This window comes from Candidatus Paceibacterota bacterium, assembly GCA_028716825.1.
Classification (GTDB): Bacteria; Patescibacteriota; Minisyncoccia; order Minisyncoccales.
In genome coordinates this window covers 13,556-31,476 of sequence record JAQUPA010000007.1, presented here as the reverse complement: position 1 = coordinate 31,476, position 17,921 = coordinate 13,556, and the positions used below count along the sequence as shown (strand labels likewise).

Genomic DNA, 17,921 nt, shown 5'->3' with positions numbered 1-17,921 from the left:
ATTGAACCCAAAGAAGAAAATAATCTTTTAGGGGAGATTTTACTTTGTCCTACAAGAATTAAAAAAGTTGCCAAACGTTATAAAAAAGACTTTAAAGGAGAACTTGCTTTTAATTTTATACATGGATTTTTACATCTTTTAGGGTATAATCATAAGAATACAAAGGATACCAGGGAGATGAGGAAAAAGGAAAGAGAAATATTAAATAAAATCAAAATTGCAATTTAAAATTTAAAAGTTCTTGCTTTCAACCTGAACTTTTTATTTTTGATTTTTGATTTAAATTTATGTTTGATGTAATCACATTTGGTTCTGCAACAAGAGATGTTTTTTTAAGAAGTGATAATTTTGAAGAAATAAAAGAAGAAAAAATATTCTTAAACAAAAGAGGCGTTTGTTTTAATCTTGGAGCGAAAATACCAATTTCAGAAATAGATTTTTTTAGCGGAGGAGGAGGTACTAATTCTGCATTTACTTTTAAGAAACAGGGTCTTAAAGTGTCTTATTGCGGGAAAATCGGAGATGATTATGCGGGAAAAGAAATTAAAAATGAGCTTAGAAAAAATGGGATTTCAACAAAATTTATTTCCTCAATTAAAGAAAAACATACAAATTACTCTGTTTTTATTTTAACAAAAAGCGACAGGACAGGACTTATTTATAAGGGTGCCTCAGAGGAACTTAAAAAGAACGATGTTCCCTGGAATAACCTCAAAACAAATTGGTTTTATGTCGCTCCGCTTTCTGGTAAATTAAAAAATCTTACGTCATCCATTTTATCTTTTGCTAAGAAAAAAAAGATAAAGACATTTATGAATCCAGGCAATAGCCAGCTTTCTTTAAAAAAAGAGCAAAAGAAAAGATTATTTAATATGGCAGATATTTTGCTTTTAAATCAAGAAGAAGCTTCAATTGCAACTGGGATTTCTTACAGAAAAGAAAAAGAGATTTTTAAAACACTTGATGAATGGGTTGAGGGAATTGTGATTATGACAAAGGGGCCTTTTGGAGCAGTTGTTTCAGATGGCAATTTTATTTACGAAGTAGGAGTTTTGCCAATAAAAAAAATAGTAGACAGGACCGGCTGTGGAGATGCCTTTGGAAGTGGATTTTTAGTCGGTCTTGTGAAAAAAATAAAAAATAATCCCAAAAAGATTACTCCAAGCGACATGACCCTTCGGGGAGTCACTCCAAGTGACATCGAATATGCAATTCAGCATGCTTCTGCCAATGCCGTATCTTGTATAGGAAAAACTGGTGCCAAAAATGGAATTTTAGGAAAAAATGAGAGTATATGGAAGCAAGGGAAAGTTAAAATTAAAATATCTAAGCTAAAATAAAAATAAATTTACCTACTTTTTTTTATTTCTTTTATGAAAACTATTTGTGATGTTGATGTAAACGAAAAAAAAGTTCTTTTGAGGTGTGATCTAAACTGTCCAGTTAACGAAAAAGGGGAAATAACCGATGATTTTCGTATAAGAAAAGTAATTCCGACTATTGAATATTTACTTTCAAAAAATGCTAAGGTGATTTTAATGAGTCATTTAGACAATCCCAAAGGAAAGGTAATTGAAAAATTAAGACTTACTAATATTCAGGAAAAACTTTTTGAATATTTAGATTTATCTATATTAAAAGCGCCTGATTGTATTGGAGATAATGTTAGAAAAATGGTAAAGGAAATGTGCCCCTGTGAGGTATTATTACTTGAAAATTTACGTTTTCATAAAGAAGAGGAAGAGAATGACAATAATTTTGCAAAAGAGTTAGCCTCTTTAGGAGATATTTTTGTAAATGATGCTTTTGGCGCTTCTCATAGAGTCCATGCTTCTATTGTTGGAATTACAAAATACATTCCATCTTTTGCCGGAATTTTATTAGGGAAAGAAATTAAAACTTTAAAAAATGTTTTAGAAAAACCAAAGAGACCACTTGTTGGAATTTTTGGTGGCGTTAAAATAGATACAAAGTTACCAATTATCAAAAAATTTATAGATATAGCTGATTTTGTACTTATTGGTGGAAAAATTGCAGAAGAGATAGAATTCTCCAATCCAAAACTTATTGTTGCAGAGTGCGAGAAGCACGGTTTTGATATTAATGAAGAATCAATTGAAAAATTTAAAGAAATTATTAAAAAAGCAGGAACAATAGTTTGGAATGGACCTCTTGGATATTTTGAGAAGCCAGAATACGAAAAAGGTACAAAGGAAATCGCGATTGCCATTACGGAAAGTAAAGCTTTTAAAGTACTTGGGGGAGGAGAAACTCTTTTTGCTGTTTCAAAATACGATTTAGAAGACAAAGTTGATTTTTTATCAACTGGAGGGGGAGCAATGTTAGAGTTTTTAGCTAACGAAAAACTACCAGGATTAGATCCTATTTTATAATATGATAAATAAAAAAAAATATATTATATTGGTTGTTATCTTATTTTGTGGATTGTTTATTTTTTCACTCTTTTTTAAAAGAGATATAAAACAAGAAAGCAATAAATCAGATAGTTCAAAATTAGTTTCAGGAGGCGGAGAAATAAATAATATAGAGCAAAAATATTGTAATTTTTTTCCAAAGAGAAGAAGGTTGGACTACAAGCCAGAATTAAATGAAAAGGGAGCAATTGCAGTTTTTTTTGATGAGAGAGGTCAAAAAAAGGTCTTATATCAAAAAAATAAAGAAAAAAAATTGCCGATTGCCAGTCTTACAAAATTAATGACAGCAGTAATTGCTGTTGAAAATTACGATTTACAAAAAACAGTTAAAGTATCAAAAAAAGCAGTTGCCACTCTTGAAGAAACAGGAAAGTTAAGGCCGGGAGAGAGAATTACTATTGGGGGATTACTTGATCTTGCACTTTTAGTTTCAAGTAATGATGCTGCTGCAGCCCTTGCAGAGCAAATGGGAGAAGAAAAATTTGTAAAATTAATGAATAAAAAAGCAGAGGAAATTGGCATGAAAAACACAAAATTCGCAAATCCCCATGGTTTAGATAATAAAAACAATTATTCAACTGCTGAGGACTTGGCGTTCCTTACTCAATATTCTTTAATTTACTATCCTAGAATTTGGGAAACACTTAGTAAAAAACAAAAAATTATAAGGTCAGAAGATCATTTGGGGAGTAGTATTGAGCATTGCGCAAACAACACAAATAAACTTTTAGCTAAAGACTATGTTTTAGGAGGGAAAACAGGCTATACAGATAAGGCTGGAGATGCTATGATTTTAGCAATGGAAGCTCCGGGAATAGCAGAGGGTAAGGTTGCTTTGGTTCTTTTGGGTCTTGGAGTTGCAGAGAGAATACCACGGACTGAAAATCTTTATGATTGGGTAATGTGGGGCTGGGATTGGGGCCACTTTTAAAAATAATTTATGCAAACAACCGCCATAAATGTATTAAAGATACTTTCTATTGCTACGATTGCCAGCGCTTTTGCTGCATTCTTTACTCCTGCCTTAACTAAGTTTTTATATCGTTATAAGCTTTGGAGAAAAGAAGCGAGAAAGAAAGCCATTGATGGAAAAGAGGCAAAAGTTTTCTATAAATTAAACAGAGAAAGAGAAGTTAAGGTTCCGAGGTTTGGTGGCGTTTTAATTTGGGGTACAGTTTTTGTAATAATTATTTTCTTTTGGATAATATCAAGAGCTTTTCCTGATTGTTTTTGGTGTCAAAAATTAAATTTTTTATCTCGTGATCAGACATGGTTGCCGCTTTTTGCTTTGCTTTCTGCCGCGATTTTAGGACTGGTGGACGATATTTTACAAGTAAGGAAGAAAGGAAAATATATTGCTGGCGGACTTGCTTTTTGGCAGAGGTTTTTTGTCGTTGCTTTAATTGGTCTTATTGGTGGCCTTTGGTTTTATTTTAAACTTGATGCAAGGACAATTCATATTCCGGGAAACGGAGATGTCTTCATAGGTGCTCTTTATATTTTTCTTTTTGTTTTAGTAATGCTCGCTTGCTGGTCGGGAGGTGTAATTGACGGCTTGGATGGGCTTGGAGGGGGTGCGTTTCTCTCGATGTTTGCGGCTTTTGGACTTATCGCTTTTGTTTCAAATCAAGTTAATCTTGCTGCTTTTTGCTGGGCTATTTGCGGGGCGCTTTTGACTTTTTTGTGGTTTAATATTCCTCCTGCGAGATTTTATATGGGTGAGACAGGAAGTCTTGCCTTAACCTCAACTCTAGCAGTTGTTGCTTTTTTAACAGATTCTATTTTAGTGCTTCCAATAATAGGTGGTCTTTTAGTTCTTGAAGTTGGTTCTATTATTTTGCAGCTTCTATCAAAAAGGATAAGAGGAAAGAAAATTTTTCAATCAACGCCAATTCATCATCATTTTGAGGCGATAGGCTGGGCTCATCAAAAAGTTACAATGAGATTCTGGATTATTGGAGTTGTTTTAGCTATTATTGGTGTTGCTATAAGATTATTAGGATAAATTGAATAAAAAACTGCTCCGGATAAACCGGAGCAGTTTTTTTAGTTAAGTATTACGATTCTTATATTTCTTCTTCCGAACTGAATTGCCTGTTTGTATGTTGGCATCCAGACGTCAATTTTGTGCCAATACCTTTTTGACATTCTATCCTCAACCACAAAAACTTGATTTCCAAAGTAGTCAGGGATTTTAACTTTTGTCCCAAAAGGCAAAAAGTTTGCAGCTATTGTTCCAAAGTGTACTCTTGTGCCAGATGCTGTAGTAAACGGGCTAGAGTCGCATTGACCAACAGTTGAAGAGTAAGCAGTAGCAGATACAGTCATTACTTTCCCGCCTTTATACGATCCTTGAGAATAGCTTAATCTTTTAATGCTTTTTCTTTTTTGGACTGTTTTTGCTAAAACCTTTTTTACTGCTTTCTTTTTAACAAACTTAGGATTTATTACTTTTAAAGTATTTTCTTCAAGAATAAATCCTCCTTTTTCATCCACGATAGTTTTTACTTCTTTTTTTACTTCGTTTTTAGGTGCTGGCTCTTTGGCTCTTGCTATCATAGCAAGCGGAACATTTGCGTTCCAAAGCATGGTAAATATAAGAACCAATGATGCAATTGTAAACATGTTTTTATGACGTAAAGCTTTTACTTAACATCATATAAACTATTTTCATTCGACCAATTTAAAATCCCGCAAATAGGGGATTAAACAAAAAACTCGGCCGAAAGCCGAGATGATATATAATAACAAATATATTTTAATTTGTCAAGGGGTAGCCCTTAGGCTACCCCTTAAATACCGTTTTAATTTCGTCACGAACTAAACTGCTAAAAAAGGGCAACATATAGTTCACAACGAAAAACTTTATGGGAACATACTCCATTTGATTTTCGAAGTTCCCATAGAAGATATTTCTTTTTAGCGACCCAAAAGGATCGTCAAAAAGAAAATCATTTTCCGGAATTTTAATCCGGAAACTCCCCAGTTCTTTAAGAGAGTTAGGACTCCATATATGAAGGTCCGTAGATGCCACAGCGGGCAGTCCGTATTCTTCTGCAATGTATTGCATCCGTTCGTTACAATCTCCATATAAAAGCCCAACCGCATTTGTAAAGATTCCCAGGAACTTTCTGAGCTGTGGTATGCAGTATCCATTAAGCTCGATGAAGAACTTTCCAGGAAAGTCCCTACAAAAGCATCTTAGTTCTTGCTCTCTTTTTGGTGAAATATCAGCAAAGAACTTATTGGGGTCTGCTCCTCCATGGTCAATTCCTCCAAAGCCTCTCTTCTCGATGATTTCTTCCATTGTCTCCCAGAGAGACATTGGCTTAAGATTAGCAACACCAACAGACAGTACATGCCAGTTGTCCGTTGTCATTAGTTCTTGTCCTAGGAAGAAAAACAGATGACGACCATTATCTTTGTTTTGGAACGATATGAACTGTTCGTTGAACTCTGCCGTGTAGGGGGATTCTTTTATATCGACAGATATCCTTTTAAAGAGCTTTAAAAGGTCGTTCTCGGTTTTCTTCTCCCAGAGATAATAAAACAGAGTTATGCCCGTGAGATGTTTTTCTTCCATTGTTCTTAGTATGTCCAGGGCTTTTATTTCTCCTAATATGAGTTTTGTAACCCAAGAGAAAAAGAACCAATGAGCCTGCATTTCTACATCTACCGTATTTAACATTATCTTACACCTCTTTCTTTCATTATATGAACTATTTGTGAACGATCTATTATAAAATTCCTACTCTTTTTAGTAGGAATTTTAATTTTCTATTATACAACTTTTTTAAGAAAAATCAATTTTTATCTGTCAATTTTTTTATAAAAAGAAAAACCCCGGCTATCGCATGCGATGGACGGGGTTTTATTTATAATAATACACGTAGTAACCCTTAGTTGATTCTATCACCTCCTCAATCATTTCTACCTTCTTCTGGTCTATTGTCTCCCTGAGAGTTTTTAGCTCATCTCTTTTGCCAGGAACTAGCCAATTAAGACCAGAAAAAAATCCATTAAGGTGTTCTGTGTGGTCGACACGGTTCCCGAGTTCTGATACTGCTTCATGCATTTGCTCTTTTGTCTCAAATACCTGCCACTCCATTTGTTCCGGCTCAAGCAGGAAGATGTTTTTTTCAGGGTACTTTTCTTGGAGCACCCTAAAAAGATCTTTATCTTCCCATGTTAGGAGATCTTCCTTGGTTATATCTCCTTTTTCGTAAAAGGGTTTTGTAAGTTTTTCTACCAGGAAGTCTACCATTCGGGCATAAGGGTTAAGAAGTAATTCTTTAAACTCGTATACCCTAAGCAGAAGGAAATTGAACAGCTTTTCTGGGTTGAGAAAATAGACTTTTTGTCTGTTCTTGGTGAGACGAACATCCTGCCATATATCCATTAGAAGGGGATTTTCAAGGCAGATATTACGAACATTCCCTTCTCTGATTTGTCCAAGGCGATAGCAGTCGATTGCCGTGTAAGACATTTTGTCTACAACATCAAGCAATTTACCCATAATCCCTTGGCCCTTTACCCACTTCTGGGCAGGATTTAGATCAAAACCGAAGAGTGATTTCCATGTCTCATCAAGACCGTATTTTCTCATTACCCAGGAGAAATTTTCTTCCTCGTCCATTTCCGGTCCCAGCCTTATTATTGTGTCTCCTGCTGCTGGTGTTGCAATATCATGGCATCCCGCAGTAAGAACAATTGGAGCCCTTTCCTTTTTAGGAAATCCGTTATTTGCAAGTACAAGCTCCATTAGTATTGCGGTAATAAGCGAGTGAAGCCAACGCGTATGAGGAAACTGGGGCAAGCAATAACAGACTTCTATTTCTTTGTCCCAGTCATCAGGCCGTGGAGGCACCAAAGACTCAAGTTGGGTAATTCCTCCGAGTCTTATAAATGGTATCGCGTGGTACAGTTCATAGAAGACGCTACCGGGGGTTTCAAAGAAGTCTACATAAAAGTCTGTTGATGAAAATGGGAACATTGTTTGCATAATACCTATTTGATCTCCAAATTCATCAACTACGCTTATATTCTGGTCTCTTGGAATAAGAAAGACCTCGGGGTGTTTTGGATTATGGAAATCTGAAAGACAAACAATCTTTCCGTTGACCAGTTCGTAGCATTTTTCAAAGTTCATATGCTCTCTTTCCGCATAGAACGTCTTCATGTCCTTCTCGTAGTTTTTTTGGAAGTCGGGATGTTTTCCGAAATCGAACAGTGGCTGCGGATAAAATCCTTCTTTCTGCATAGGGCTTTACACCTCCTTTCTTTTTAATGTTCAGATTTATATAAAAAATTCCTACTTTCTTTAGCAGGAATTCTAATTTTCTATTATACAATTTTTTAAGTAAAAATCAATATTAGATTATTTTAAATTTTTAATAAATCTATTTAGCTCTTTTTTATTTTTAAGGAGAAGATTTATTTCGAATTTTCCATTATATTCTTTTACCCTTACACTTTCAGCGTTGGTTTTTTCTTTTATTTTTCTTTCTAGTTTTATATCAGAATTGCTTTTTTCTTTTGTAATTTTCTTCTTGTTTTTTTTCTCAATTTCCCTTACCGGCAATTTTCTTTTTATAATTTCTTTAAAAACACTTATTCTGTCTTCTTTTTTGATTCCTAAAAGAGCCCTGGCATGCCCCTCTGAAATTTCTTCTTTCTTTAAGCTTTTTTTAATCTCTTCTGGTAAATCAAGAATTCGCAATGTGTTTGCAACGACCTCTCGGCTTTTTCCAATCACATCTGCTATTTCTTTTTGTGTAAAATCGTTTTCCTCAATTAATCTTTTATAGGCATTTGCTCTTTCGATTGGATTTAAGTTCTCTCTTTGAATGTTTTCAACTAATGATATTGGGAGTTCATCTTCTTTTTTAATGTCTTGTACTATCACGGGAACCTCCTTTAATCCTGCTATTTTTGAGGCCCTTAATCTTCTCTCACCGGCAATTAGCTGATATTCAACTTTCTCGCCGCTAGGCACGCTTTTTTCAATTTTCTTTACAATTAAAGGTTGCAGGATGCCATATTTTTCAATAGAATCTGCCAGTTCTTTCAGTTCTTTTTTATCAAACTCTTTTCTTGGTTGAAGAGGGTTTGGTTTTACTTTTTTCAATTCAATCCAAAAAACGATTTCCTTTCTTGTTGGCTCGTTTTTTTTCGGTCTTTTTGGAATTAAAACTTCAAGTCCTTTGGGCATAGTTATTATGTTATTTATTTTTTTTATTCAATAATTCTTCAGCTAACATTTCATATGATCTTGCGGCTTTTGAATCTGGAGCATATTGAAATATAGTTTTACCAAATTTTGGAGCTTCTGCCAATTTTATGCTTCGTGGTATTATTGTTTCAAAGACTCTGCCAGGAAAAATTTCTTTTGTTTTTTTTGCAATATCTCTTGAGAGGACATTTCTTTTATCATACATTGTCAAAAGTCCCCAGATTTCTTCAAAATTTTTTCCTACATTTTTTTCAAGGAGATTAAATATTTCAAAAAGTTGTTCAAGGCTTTTTAAGGCAAAAAACTCTGACTGGACTGGAATAATAAGTTCATTTGATGCAAAAAGAGCATTTATTGTTAAAATTCCAAGAGATGGAGGGGGGTCTAATAAAATGAAATCATAGCCCCCAGCTATTGGAGAAATTAAATTTTCCAGGACTCTTTCTCTGTTTTTTCTTTCCAAGAGTTCAACAGAACTTCCCGCAAGATCTTGCGTTGCGGGAATTAGATCAAAATTAAAAAGTGAGGTTTTTTTAACGGTTCCACTTAAAGGAATTTCTTCTGAAAGTGAATTATATAAAGAAAGGGGAAGTGTTTTTGGTGCAAAACCCAAGGAAATGGTTGCGTTGCATTGAGGGTCAAGGTCCAAAAGAAGAACTTTTTTCCCAAATTTTGCCAAATAAGAACCCAATGAGACAGCTGTTGTTGTTTTACCAGTTCCTCCTTTTTCGTTAACAATAGAAATAATCCTTGGCATAATTTTATATTTTAAGTATAGAAAATAAAAGCCACTTTTTCAAGTTGAAATTTTAGTCAATTTTGCTATTATTTTAAAGCAATGCCTGGGTGGCGGAACTGGCATACGCGTACGACTCAAAATCGTATGATCTTTCGATCGTGTGGGTTCAACTCCCACCCCAGGCACCTTATGAAAAGAATATTTAAAATAATTGTATTTATTTTTCTTTTAGCCCTACTTATAATGGGCAGTTTTTTTTATTTTTTGAGGAATAATAAAACTTTCAAGTCAGAAATAATAGAAGAAAAACCTCTAACAATCTCACCAAGGCCAAGTCCAAAATCAACACCGACCTTAAAGCCAAAAGTTACCGAAGCAAAAGAAGAAATTTCCGAAACTTATAAAATAAAAAATGTTCCATTCACACCACAAGCTCCATTTGCAAAATGGGATCACGATCATAATGAGGCATGCGAGGAAGCAGCAATTTTAATAGCCCATTATTTTTACAAGAAAAAAGACTTAACTCCTGTAGTTTCCGATAAAGAAATTATGGGAATGGTAAATTATCAGAAAAAGAACTGGGGAGGGCACTTCGATCTTGAGGCAAAAGAAATTGCAAAATTAGCTAAAGAATATTACGGATATAAAAATGTTAAAGTTTCATATAACGTTTCGATTAATGACATTAAAAAAGAAATAGCGAAAGGAAATCCTGTTATTTTGCCAACAGCAGGAAGATTATTGAATAACCCATATTATAAAAGCCCAGGGCCCCTATACCATGCTTTAGTTGCTATTGGTTATACAGAAAGAAAAATTATTACAAATGATCCTGGGACAAAAAGAGGAGAGAATTTTTCTTATAGTTATAGCACCATTAAAAACGCACTCCATGAATGGAATAGTGGAAATGTTTATAAAGGAAAGAGAACGATGATAATCTTAGTTCCGTAAAATTTTATAGGGAGAGGTTGTTAAATTAATTAGTGTTGATGGCTTATTTTCCAAAACGCCGTCATCTATTATCAAATCTGGCCTTAGTTTTCTTTCTTTAAAATCTTTTATAATCTCTTTTGGGTCTTTTTTTGGTTTTTTACCCGCAATATTTGCCGAAGTTTGAATAAGTGGGGCGTTCATTTTTTTTAATAACAAATTCAATGGTTTATAGTTCGGGACGCGAAGAGCAATTTTCTTTTTATCAACACCGTAAATTTTAAAAGTTTTTTTTTCGAGTACAACCGTAGTCTTTCCGGGCCAACATTTTTTAAGAAAAGATTCTTCTTTTTTATTAATTTTTGCAATGTTTTTAGCAGTTTTGATATCTTTTACAAAAACAGGGAAAAATTTTTGTTTAAGACGTTTTTTTATTTTAAAAACTCTATTTACAGCTTTTTTGTTTTTAGCATCGCACAAAATTCCATAAACAGTGTCTGTGGGAAAAATAATAATCTTTCCGGCTTTAATATAGTCGGTTGCTAATCCTATGGTTTTTTGTTGGTTTTTTTTATTCAATTTAATAACTTCCATATCTTCCTTTTTTAGATATTATATATTATAATTTGCAAATTTTAAAAATTTATATATAATAATGATATTTGCAATTCAAAAAAAATGACAAAAACATTCAAAATTAAAAGACACCTTCAAGACTATAAGGACTTTTTAAAACCTCCAAAAGAAGGAGAAATTATTAAAGGAACAATTATTGAAATAAGTGGAGGGGACGTTTATTTAGATATTGAAAATTATAAAACCGGTGTTGCCAAAAAAGAAGACTTAAGATGTGGAGGAGAGGATGCTCCTAAAATAAAAGAAGGCGAGGAGTTAATGGTAAAAATAGTAGGTCCTGAGAGAAAATCAGGTTTTATTCCGGTTTCTTTAAGTGAAGCCAGGAAAGATATAGTTTGGGATGATCTTTCAAAAACGAAAGAAAAAAAAGAAGTTCTTAAATTAAAAGTTATCAGTGCAAATAAAGGGGGACTTCTGTTTAATATTTCTGGTATACAGGGGTTTTTGCCAGTATCTCAGTTATCTAAAGAAAATTATCCTAAAATAGAAGATCCTACTCCTGAGAAGATTTTTCAAAAATTACAGGAATTTGTCGGAAAAGAAATGAAAGTTCAGGTTATAACTGTTGATAAAGAAAGAGAAAAATTAATTGTAAAAGAATCGGAATAAAATATAATCTGATAATAAATTTTGCCAAAGTAGCTTAGTTGTTCCAATACAGCAAAATAATATTCTTATTTGCTGTATTGAGGATCCACGAATTCCACGATAGGAATTCGGGAGCAGAGATCCGAAATTTCTTTAATAAATTTCGAGAGACCACGATTTAATTTATTTTTTAAATCGGGACAACGGTTTTGTCCCAGTATAATCTTTAAAAATTTATCAAATTTTTAAAGATTTACGGAATCCCGTAAATCTAAGCCGACTTAGCTCAGCTGGTAGAGCAACTGTTTTGTAAACAGTAGGTCGTCGGTTCAAGTCCGACAGTCGGCTCAAGGCGTCAGCAAGATTTTACGGGATAAACCGTAGGTCGTCGAGCGCAAAACCGTCCCGTGGGGATTAGTCCTTTTATACGGGGTTCGATCCCGACCTTAGGCTCCCCTGGTTGAGGTTAATGGGTAGGTGGCGGAGTGGCCAAACGCACCAGTCTGTAAAACTGGCGGTCTCTGACCTTCGGGGGTTCGAATCCCTCCCTGCCCAATTAATTTTATTGGGGGCAAAATTTATTATCATGGTTTGCCGCAAAGCGCCCAGGTAGCTCAGCTGGTAGAGCAACTCCATGGTAAGGAGTAGGTCAGCGGTTCAAGTCCGCTTCTGGGCTTATAATAAAGGGAATCTAACAAAATTATGGCAAAAAAGAAAAGAAAATTAATAAAACTTCAGTGTAAAGACTGTAAAAGCATTAATTATTATAAATATAAAAATCCTGTTTCAGTAGAAAGGAAGATAGAGCTAAAGAAATTTTGTAAAAAGTGTAGAAAACACACAGCCCATAAAGAATCAAGAAAATAGAGATTTGTCTTTTTATAGGGGTGTGGTGTTAATGGCAGCACAACGGTCTCCAAAACCGTTAGTCCGGGTTCAAATCCTGGCACCCCTGCAAAAAACCCTTGACATACCGCGTTTAAAAGAAATAAAATTAGTACTTAGACCTCAAAGGGTTTTTTATTTAAATAAAATTTATGATAAAAAGAAAAAGATTAAAAAGGAAAATTTCATCAAAAAAACCATCAAAAACTCCCGAGGACAAAGGAGCACCGATCCATGTTGCAGTAATTCCAGACGGTAACAGGAGATGGGCAAGGAAGAGAGGATTTTCACCATGGATTGGCCATCAATCAGGCATGAATAACCTTGAAAAACTGCTTGAGAAAGCAATGGATTTAGGCGTTAAATGTTTTACTTTTTGGGGGGCTTCCCAGGACAACTTAACAAAAAGACCCAAAAGAGAAGTTAATTTTTTATATAAGGTTTTTGACAGGCAAATAAGAAAAGCCTTAAATGATAAAAGGATTGAAAAAAATAAAGTAAAAGTAAATTTTTTTGGCAGATGGAAAGATTTTTTTCCAAAGAACACACAAGTAGCGATACATCAACTTACAAAAAAAACCCGTACCTTCAACAAACATGTTCTGACTTTCCTCCTAGCTTACAATGGAACAGATGAGATGATAAACTGCGTAGAAGAGATATCAAAGAAAGGTATAAAAAAGGTAAGCAAAGATACAATAAAAAACCATCTTTGGACAAAAGATCTTCCACCGGTAGACCTTGTAATACGCACAGGATGTGAAGAAGATCCACACATGTCAGCAGGATTTATGATGTGGGATACAGCATACTCCCAACTTTACTTTACAAAAACCCTTTTTCCTGCATTCACCCCAAAAGAGTTTGAGAAAATCATAAAGAACTTCTCAAAAAGAGAAAGGAGGATGGGTAAGTAGAGAAAGTTAACGGAATAGTGATTGTAGGAAATATGTACCGGTTCAAAGCCGGTATTTAATTTGGTAAAATATAAAAATGACTTCTCTTTCAGACTACCTTATTTCGGTTGGTTACTTAAAAACGCCAATTATTATTGACGCTTTTTCTAAAATTAAAAGAGCTGATTTTTTACCTAAGGAATTAAAGAATATAGCTAATTTAGATGAAGCACTACCAATTGGAGAAGGACAGACAATTTCTCAGCCCGCTGTCGTTGCCTTTATATTAGAGCTTTTATCTCCAAAACCGGGCAACAAGATTTTAGATGTTGGATCTGGCTCTGGCTGGACCAGCGCACTTTTATCTTATATTGTAAGTAATGGGAAAAAGAATAAAAAAGGCAGAGTTTTGGCAATCGAAATAAAAGAAAAATTAAAAAATTTCGGAGAAAAAAACACAGCAAAGTATAATTTTGTAGATGGTGGTATAGCTGAGTTTTTTTGTGGGGATGGTACAAAAGACTTGGAAAAAGGAGAAGTATTTGATAGAATCTTAGTATCAGCTGCAGCGAAAGATGTTCCTCAAGGACTTAAAAATCATTTAAAGATTGGTGGAAGATTAGTAATACCCATTATGGACAGGAAAGAGGAATTCTTTTCGCAACAAAGTATTTGGCTTTTTGAAAAAAAAGAAAAAAATAAATTCAAAAAGACTAAATATCCTGGTTTTATTTTCGTTCCATTAATTTCATCCCATTAAATCCCGCGATGCGTGAACTGCTAGAGTAATTATTTAACTGGATAAAAACAATATGGAGAAAAAACATATAGACATTAAAAAAACAAGTTCCCCTTCTTTTAAAACTTTTTCTATTCCAGAAGATGAGAATTCAGAAGAAGTCAAAAAAGAAAAAAAACCACGCAAAGAAAATAAATGGCCGATGTTTTTTTTAATTTTGATAACTATTGGAATAATTTCAGTTGGTAGCTATTTCTTTTTAAAAGAGGAAATTAAAAAACCTCTTAACTCTTCAGATACAGAAACAAGGATTGTTGAGATTAAAGAGGGGGAAGGTATGAGACAAATAGCAAAAAGATTAGAGGAAGAGGGCATTATTAAAAACGAATTTTATTTTATTTTATATGTTTTAAAAACAGGAACTATGAGTCAATTAAAGACAGGAAGGTATCCTCTTGCTCCTTCAATGTCAGTTCCAAGGATTGTCCAGAAAATAGTTTCGGGAGATATAATTCCTGAAGTGGTCAAAGTAACTATTCCAGAGGGTTTTAGGCTTTCTCAAATACAAGATCGAATAAAAGAAGAGTTTATTAAGGCGGGCGAGAAAGATTTTGAAATTAATCTTTCTGGTTTTAAAATCAGCGATTTTAAAGAAAAATATGATTTTTTAGATGACGCGCCAGCAAATTATAGTCTTGAGGGTTATCTTTTTCCTGATACTTATGAATTTCCAAATGCTAAAGATATGACTGATGAAGATAAAACAAAGGCGATAGTAGAGAAAATGCTGGATAATTTTAATATAAAACTCAACACTAATTTAAGAGAAGATATAAAAAATCAAAAAAAGACTATTTTTCAGATAGTTACAATGGCAAGTATTTTAGAAAGAGAAGTAAAAACAGAAAATGACAGAAAGATTGTTTCTGGGATTTTTTGGAAAAGGATAGACGATGGAAGGCCGCTCGAAAGTTGTGCTACAATTGCATATATATTAGGCAAAGACAAATGGAGATATTCTTTCCAAGACACTCGAGAAGAGTCACCCTATAACACTTATTTAAACAAAGGATTACCAGTAGCTCCAATTTCAAATCCTGGAATTAAATCAATTGAGGCTTCAATTTATCCGCAAAAAAGCGATTATAATTATTTTTTAAATGATTCAAAAACCGGAAAGACTATATTTTCAAAAACTCTTGATGAGCATAATCAAAACAAAGTAAAATATTTACAATAGATTTTTTCACATGAAAAAGGCCACTATAATATTAATAGTTCTCGGGATTTTAATAATTTTTGGTATCACTATTTTTATTTGGTGGTACCAAACACAAAGGCCTATGCAACAAATTCTAAAAAAACAAGCATTAGAAAGTAAACCCACAAATCTTGAGCATAAAAAAATAGCCGCAATTATTATTGCTTCTGAAGATTTCAGAGACGAGGAATATTTCAGAACCGTTGAGGAATTGTCAAAAAATGAGATAGAAAAAAAAGTAATTTCAACAAAAAAAGGAATAGCCAAGGGCGCTGATGGGGGCGAGGTAAATATTGATTTAGCTTTAGAGGATTTTAAAGTAAGAGATTTTGATGCAATTGTTTTTATCGGCGGGCCAGGCGCTTTAGATGAACTTGATAATAAGAGATTTTATAGAATAGCCAAAGAGGCAGTTTTAAAGAAAAAAATTTTAGCTGCAATTTGTATTTCTCCCACAATTTTAGCAAAGGCTGGCGTTCTTGAAGGGAAAAGAGCAACGGTTTGGGCAAGTACCTTAGATAGACAACCAATAAAAATTCTTGAAGATAATGGCGCAGATTATATAAATGAGAGCGTTGTTCAAGACGGAAACATAATAACAGCAAATGGTCCTCAGGCAGCAGTGGAATTTGGAAAAAAAATTGTGCGTAATCTTAAAAAAGATTAATCATTTTAAAGTAAAGAAAGGTTGACATTAAATTAAAATTTGCTAAAATCTTTTATTGCCGTAGAAGATAGGTTCTTGGTCAAGTTTAGAACAGAGACTTTTTGAGCTTGTCGAAGCATAAATCCTATTTAGGCGAAACACAAATATTTTTTTTGGAGTTTCTAACTGCGGCAAGATCGCAGTTTTTTAGTTAAAATTTTATTATGCTAAATAAAGATCAAAAAAAGGAAATAGTAAAAAACCTAAGGAAAAAGTTTAAGGAAAATAAACTTGCTGTTTTTTGTAACTTTGAAGGAATTACAGTCATAAAACAAAGAGACTTAAAGAAACAATTTAAAGAAAGTGATGGCGAAGTTTTTGTAATTAAAAAAAACCTTCTTAAAAAAGCTCTTTTGGAAGAAAATTTAAAATTTCCTGAAATTAATGGATCAATAATAATTGGGATTGGTAAAGACGAAACATTGCCGGCAAAAATCATTGATAAGCTTCCGCTTGAAAAAAAAGAAAGAATTGATTTTATTGGGGGCATTTTGAATGACGAGGGCAAAATTATTTTTTTAGAGAAAGACGAGATTGAATCTATCGCAAAACTTCCTTCAAGGGAAGAAATTTTAGCAAAACTTGTTAGCGTTATTAGGGCGCCTATTTCTAATTTAAATTTTGTTTTAAAAGCAAATATCCAAAAGCTTACTTATATACTTGCCAATATTAAAAGCGAGTAAAAGGTCAGTATAATAAATCAACTAAAAATAAAAATTTATGTCAGAAGAAAAAGAAAAAAAAGAAGAAAAAAAAGAAGAAAAAAAAGAAGAAAAAAAAGAAGAAGTAAAAGTTCCTAAAGAACTAGAAGATATTGTTAAAAAAATTGAAGACTTAAAGGCTAAGGAATTAGCAGAACTTGTTAAGGTTCTTGAGGATAAATTTGGTGTTTCAGCTCAAGCATCTGTTGCGGCTTTTGCCCCGGGCGTTGGAGCTCAAGCTGGCGGAAGCGAAGGAGGAGAAGAGGAAAAGACTGAGTTTGATATTGTCTTAACCGCTCCTGGTTCTTCAAAAATCGCTGTAATTAAAATAGTAAAGGAAATTACAGGCAAAGGACTTAAGGATTCAAAAGATATAGTTGACGCCTCAGAAAAAGAAGGACAAACTCTAAAAGAGAAAGTCAAAAAAGAAGAGGCAGAAGAACTTAAGAAAAAATTAGAAGAGGCTGGAGCTGGTGTAGAGTTAAAATAATCTACACCAACATAAGGAAAAAGAGCCCAAAAAAGAGGGCTTTTTTCTTTATAATTGCAATATAAATTTCGAAAGATTATAATTATATAATGATATCTTTTTCTAAAATAAAATCATATTTTAAAATTAAAGAAGATAAACCTTCAGAAGAAAAGGAAATTATTAAATTTGAAGGTAAGTTTTCCGAAAATATAAAAAGAATTAAAAAAGGAGACAAGTGGTTTTTGGCTGACGAGAAAGGGGAGAAAATAAACGACAAATCTTATGATTATATAGATACGCCTTCAAATAATATAGCAAGGGTTAAGAAAAATGGAAAATGGTATTATATTGATAATTATGGAGAGGAAATTGCAAAAGAAGGATTTGATGTTGCCAGAAGATTTCCGCAAGACGGCATAGCAAGAGTAAAAAGCAAAAGAAAGTGGTTTTATATTGATAAAAGCGGAAGTCATATTGCAAAAGACGGTTTTGATTATGCGTGGAAATTTTCTGAAGGGATAGCAGCAGTGAAGAAAGACGGAAAATATTATTATATAAACAGAAACGGTATTCCAATAACAAAAGATAAGTTTGACGACATAAGAGAGTTTCATGGTGGAAAAGGGTATGTTAAAAAAAATAATACATGGTATTCTATTAATAGAAGCGGTAATATAAAAGAATTTCACTAAAAT

At 33.4% G+C, this 17,921-nt stretch carries 21 protein-coding genes and 5 tRNA genes; 20 read left to right on the top strand and 6 right to left on the bottom strand.

The features are described 5' to 3' along the window. From ybeY to PHI88_01910, 5 genes are all read left to right on the top strand, one after another. Window positions 1–228 (top strand): rRNA maturation RNase YbeY (ybeY, locus tag PHI88_01930; protein MDD5551896.1); only part of this gene is annotated, 228 nt, incomplete at its 5' end. A gap of 59 nt (window positions 229–287) precedes the next feature. After that, window positions 288–1,340, top strand: a complete 1,053-nt coding sequence (locus tag PHI88_01925; GenBank protein MDD5551895.1) for a carbohydrate kinase family protein — start codon at window positions 288–290, stop codon at window positions 1,338–1,340. A gap of 33 nt (window positions 1,341–1,373) precedes the next feature. Then, complete coding sequence (locus tag PHI88_01920; GenBank protein ID MDD5551894.1) at window positions 1,374–2,393, top strand: phosphoglycerate kinase; 1,020 nt, start codon at window positions 1,374–1,376, stop codon at window positions 2,391–2,393. Window position 2,394: 1 nt separating this feature from the next. After that, window positions 2,395–3,366 (top strand): serine hydrolase, encoded by a 972-nt coding sequence (locus tag PHI88_01915; protein ID MDD5551893.1) that lies wholly within the window; start codon window positions 2,395–2,397, stop codon window positions 3,364–3,366. Window positions 3,367–3,375: 9 nt separating this feature from the next. Next, window positions 3,376–4,440, top strand: coding sequence for a hypothetical protein (locus PHI88_01910; protein ID MDD5551892.1), 1,065 nt, complete (start codon window positions 3,376–3,378; stop codon window positions 4,438–4,440). A 41-nt stretch (window positions 4,441–4,481) separates the two neighbouring features. Here PHI88_01910 and PHI88_01905 read toward each other — a convergent pair whose 3' ends face one another. The 5 genes from PHI88_01905 to PHI88_01885 form a co-directional block, all read right to left on the bottom strand. After that, window positions 4,482–5,060: a hypothetical protein gene (locus tag PHI88_01905; protein MDD5551891.1), complete on the bottom strand. Its 579-nt coding sequence runs from the start codon at window positions 5,058–5,060 to the stop codon at window positions 4,482–4,484. Between the two features lie 160 nt (window positions 5,061–5,220). Further along, window positions 5,221–6,123: a hypothetical protein gene (locus PHI88_01900; GenBank protein MDD5551890.1), complete on the bottom strand. Its 903-nt coding sequence runs from the start codon at window positions 6,121–6,123 to the stop codon at window positions 5,221–5,223. Between the two features lie 183 nt (window positions 6,124–6,306). Further along, on the bottom strand, window positions 6,307–7,695 hold the full coding sequence (locus tag PHI88_01895; protein ID MDD5551889.1) for an HD domain-containing protein: 1,389 nt from the start codon (window positions 7,693–7,695) through the stop codon (window positions 6,307–6,309). Between the two features lie 117 nt (window positions 7,696–7,812). Then, on the bottom strand, window positions 7,813–8,646 hold the full coding sequence (locus PHI88_01890; protein MDD5551888.1) for a ParB/RepB/Spo0J family partition protein: 834 nt from the start codon (window positions 8,644–8,646) through the stop codon (window positions 7,813–7,815). Between the two features lie 10 nt (window positions 8,647–8,656). Then, window positions 8,657–9,424, bottom strand: a complete 768-nt coding sequence (locus PHI88_01885; GenBank protein MDD5551887.1) for a ParA family protein — start codon at window positions 9,422–9,424, stop codon at window positions 8,657–8,659. A gap of 83 nt (window positions 9,425–9,507) precedes the next feature. Between PHI88_01885 and PHI88_01880 the strand changes: the two genes are divergently transcribed. After that, a tRNA-Leu gene (locus PHI88_01880) sits at window positions 9,508–9,591 on the top strand. Window positions 9,592–9,670: 79 nt separating this feature from the next. Beyond that, complete coding sequence (locus PHI88_01875) at window positions 9,671–10,363, top strand: C39 family peptidase (protein MDD5551886.1); 693 nt, start codon at window positions 9,671–9,673, stop codon at window positions 10,361–10,363. On the opposite strand, the gene PHI88_01870 is transcribed toward PHI88_01875, so the two are convergent. Next, window positions 10,352–10,936, bottom strand: coding sequence for an L-threonylcarbamoyladenylate synthase (locus PHI88_01870; GenBank protein MDD5551885.1), 585 nt, complete (start codon window positions 10,934–10,936; stop codon window positions 10,352–10,354). The two genes, PHI88_01875 and PHI88_01870, sit on opposite strands and share 12 nt — an antisense overlap. 84 nt (window positions 10,937–11,020) lie before the next feature. Between PHI88_01870 and PHI88_01865 the strand changes: the two genes are divergently transcribed. The 13 genes from PHI88_01865 to PHI88_01805 all read left to right on the top strand — a co-directional run bounded on the left by PHI88_01865 (window position 11,021) and on the right by PHI88_01805 (window position 17,918). Beyond that, on the top strand, window positions 11,021–11,587 hold the full coding sequence (locus PHI88_01865) for a S1 RNA-binding domain-containing protein (GenBank protein ID MDD5551884.1): 567 nt from the start codon (window positions 11,021–11,023) through the stop codon (window positions 11,585–11,587). Window positions 11,588–11,841: 254 nt separating this feature from the next. Then, window positions 11,842–11,914 (top strand) — tRNA-Thr (locus PHI88_01860). Between the two features lie 123 nt (window positions 11,915–12,037). Beyond that, window positions 12,038–12,121: transfer RNA gene (locus PHI88_01855), tRNA-Tyr, on the top strand. Window positions 12,122–12,169: 48 nt separating this feature from the next. Continuing rightward, window positions 12,170–12,242 (top strand) — tRNA-Thr (locus tag PHI88_01850). Window positions 12,243–12,268: 26 nt separating this feature from the next. Then, window positions 12,269–12,433, top strand: coding sequence for a 50S ribosomal protein L33 (gene rpmG / locus PHI88_01845; protein MDD5551883.1), 165 nt, complete (start codon window positions 12,269–12,271; stop codon window positions 12,431–12,433). 16 nt (window positions 12,434–12,449) lie between these two features. Next, a tRNA-Trp gene (locus PHI88_01840) sits at window positions 12,450–12,521 on the top strand. Between the two features lie 82 nt (window positions 12,522–12,603). Beyond that, window positions 12,604–13,368 carry a polyprenyl diphosphate synthase gene (gene uppS / locus PHI88_01835; GenBank protein ID MDD5551882.1) on the top strand — a complete coding sequence of 255 codons (765 nt, stop codon included), beginning with the start codon at window positions 12,604–12,606 and terminating at the stop codon, window positions 13,366–13,368. Between the two features lie 76 nt (window positions 13,369–13,444). Beyond that, on the top strand, window positions 13,445–14,107 hold the full coding sequence (locus tag PHI88_01830; GenBank protein ID MDD5551881.1) for a protein-L-isoaspartate O-methyltransferase: 663 nt from the start codon (window positions 13,445–13,447) through the stop codon (window positions 14,105–14,107). 52 nt (window positions 14,108–14,159) lie between these two features. Then, on the top strand, window positions 14,160–15,326 hold the full coding sequence (gene mltG, locus PHI88_01825; protein ID MDD5551880.1) for an endolytic transglycosylase MltG: 1,167 nt from the start codon (window positions 14,160–14,162) through the stop codon (window positions 15,324–15,326). A gap of 10 nt (window positions 15,327–15,336) precedes the next feature. After that, entirely contained in the window at window positions 15,337–16,014 is a 678-nt protein-coding gene (locus PHI88_01820) for a DJ-1/PfpI family protein (GenBank protein ID MDD5551879.1), read from the top strand. Window positions 16,015–16,217: 203 nt separating this feature from the next. Continuing rightward, window positions 16,218–16,736: a 50S ribosomal protein L10 gene (gene rplJ, locus PHI88_01815; GenBank protein MDD5551878.1), complete on the top strand. Its 519-nt coding sequence runs from the start codon at window positions 16,218–16,220 to the stop codon at window positions 16,734–16,736. A gap of 37 nt (window positions 16,737–16,773) precedes the next feature. Next, the gene (rplL, locus tag PHI88_01810) at window positions 16,774–17,244 is read left to right on the top strand and encodes a 50S ribosomal protein L7/L12 (protein ID MDD5551877.1); all 471 of its coding nucleotides are present in this window, start codon (window positions 16,774–16,776) and stop codon (window positions 17,242–17,244) included. Between the two features lie 89 nt (window positions 17,245–17,333). Further along, complete coding sequence (locus PHI88_01805; protein ID MDD5551876.1) at window positions 17,334–17,918, top strand: WG repeat-containing protein; 585 nt, start codon at window positions 17,334–17,336, stop codon at window positions 17,916–17,918. Window positions 17,919–17,921: the final 3 nt, after the last annotated feature.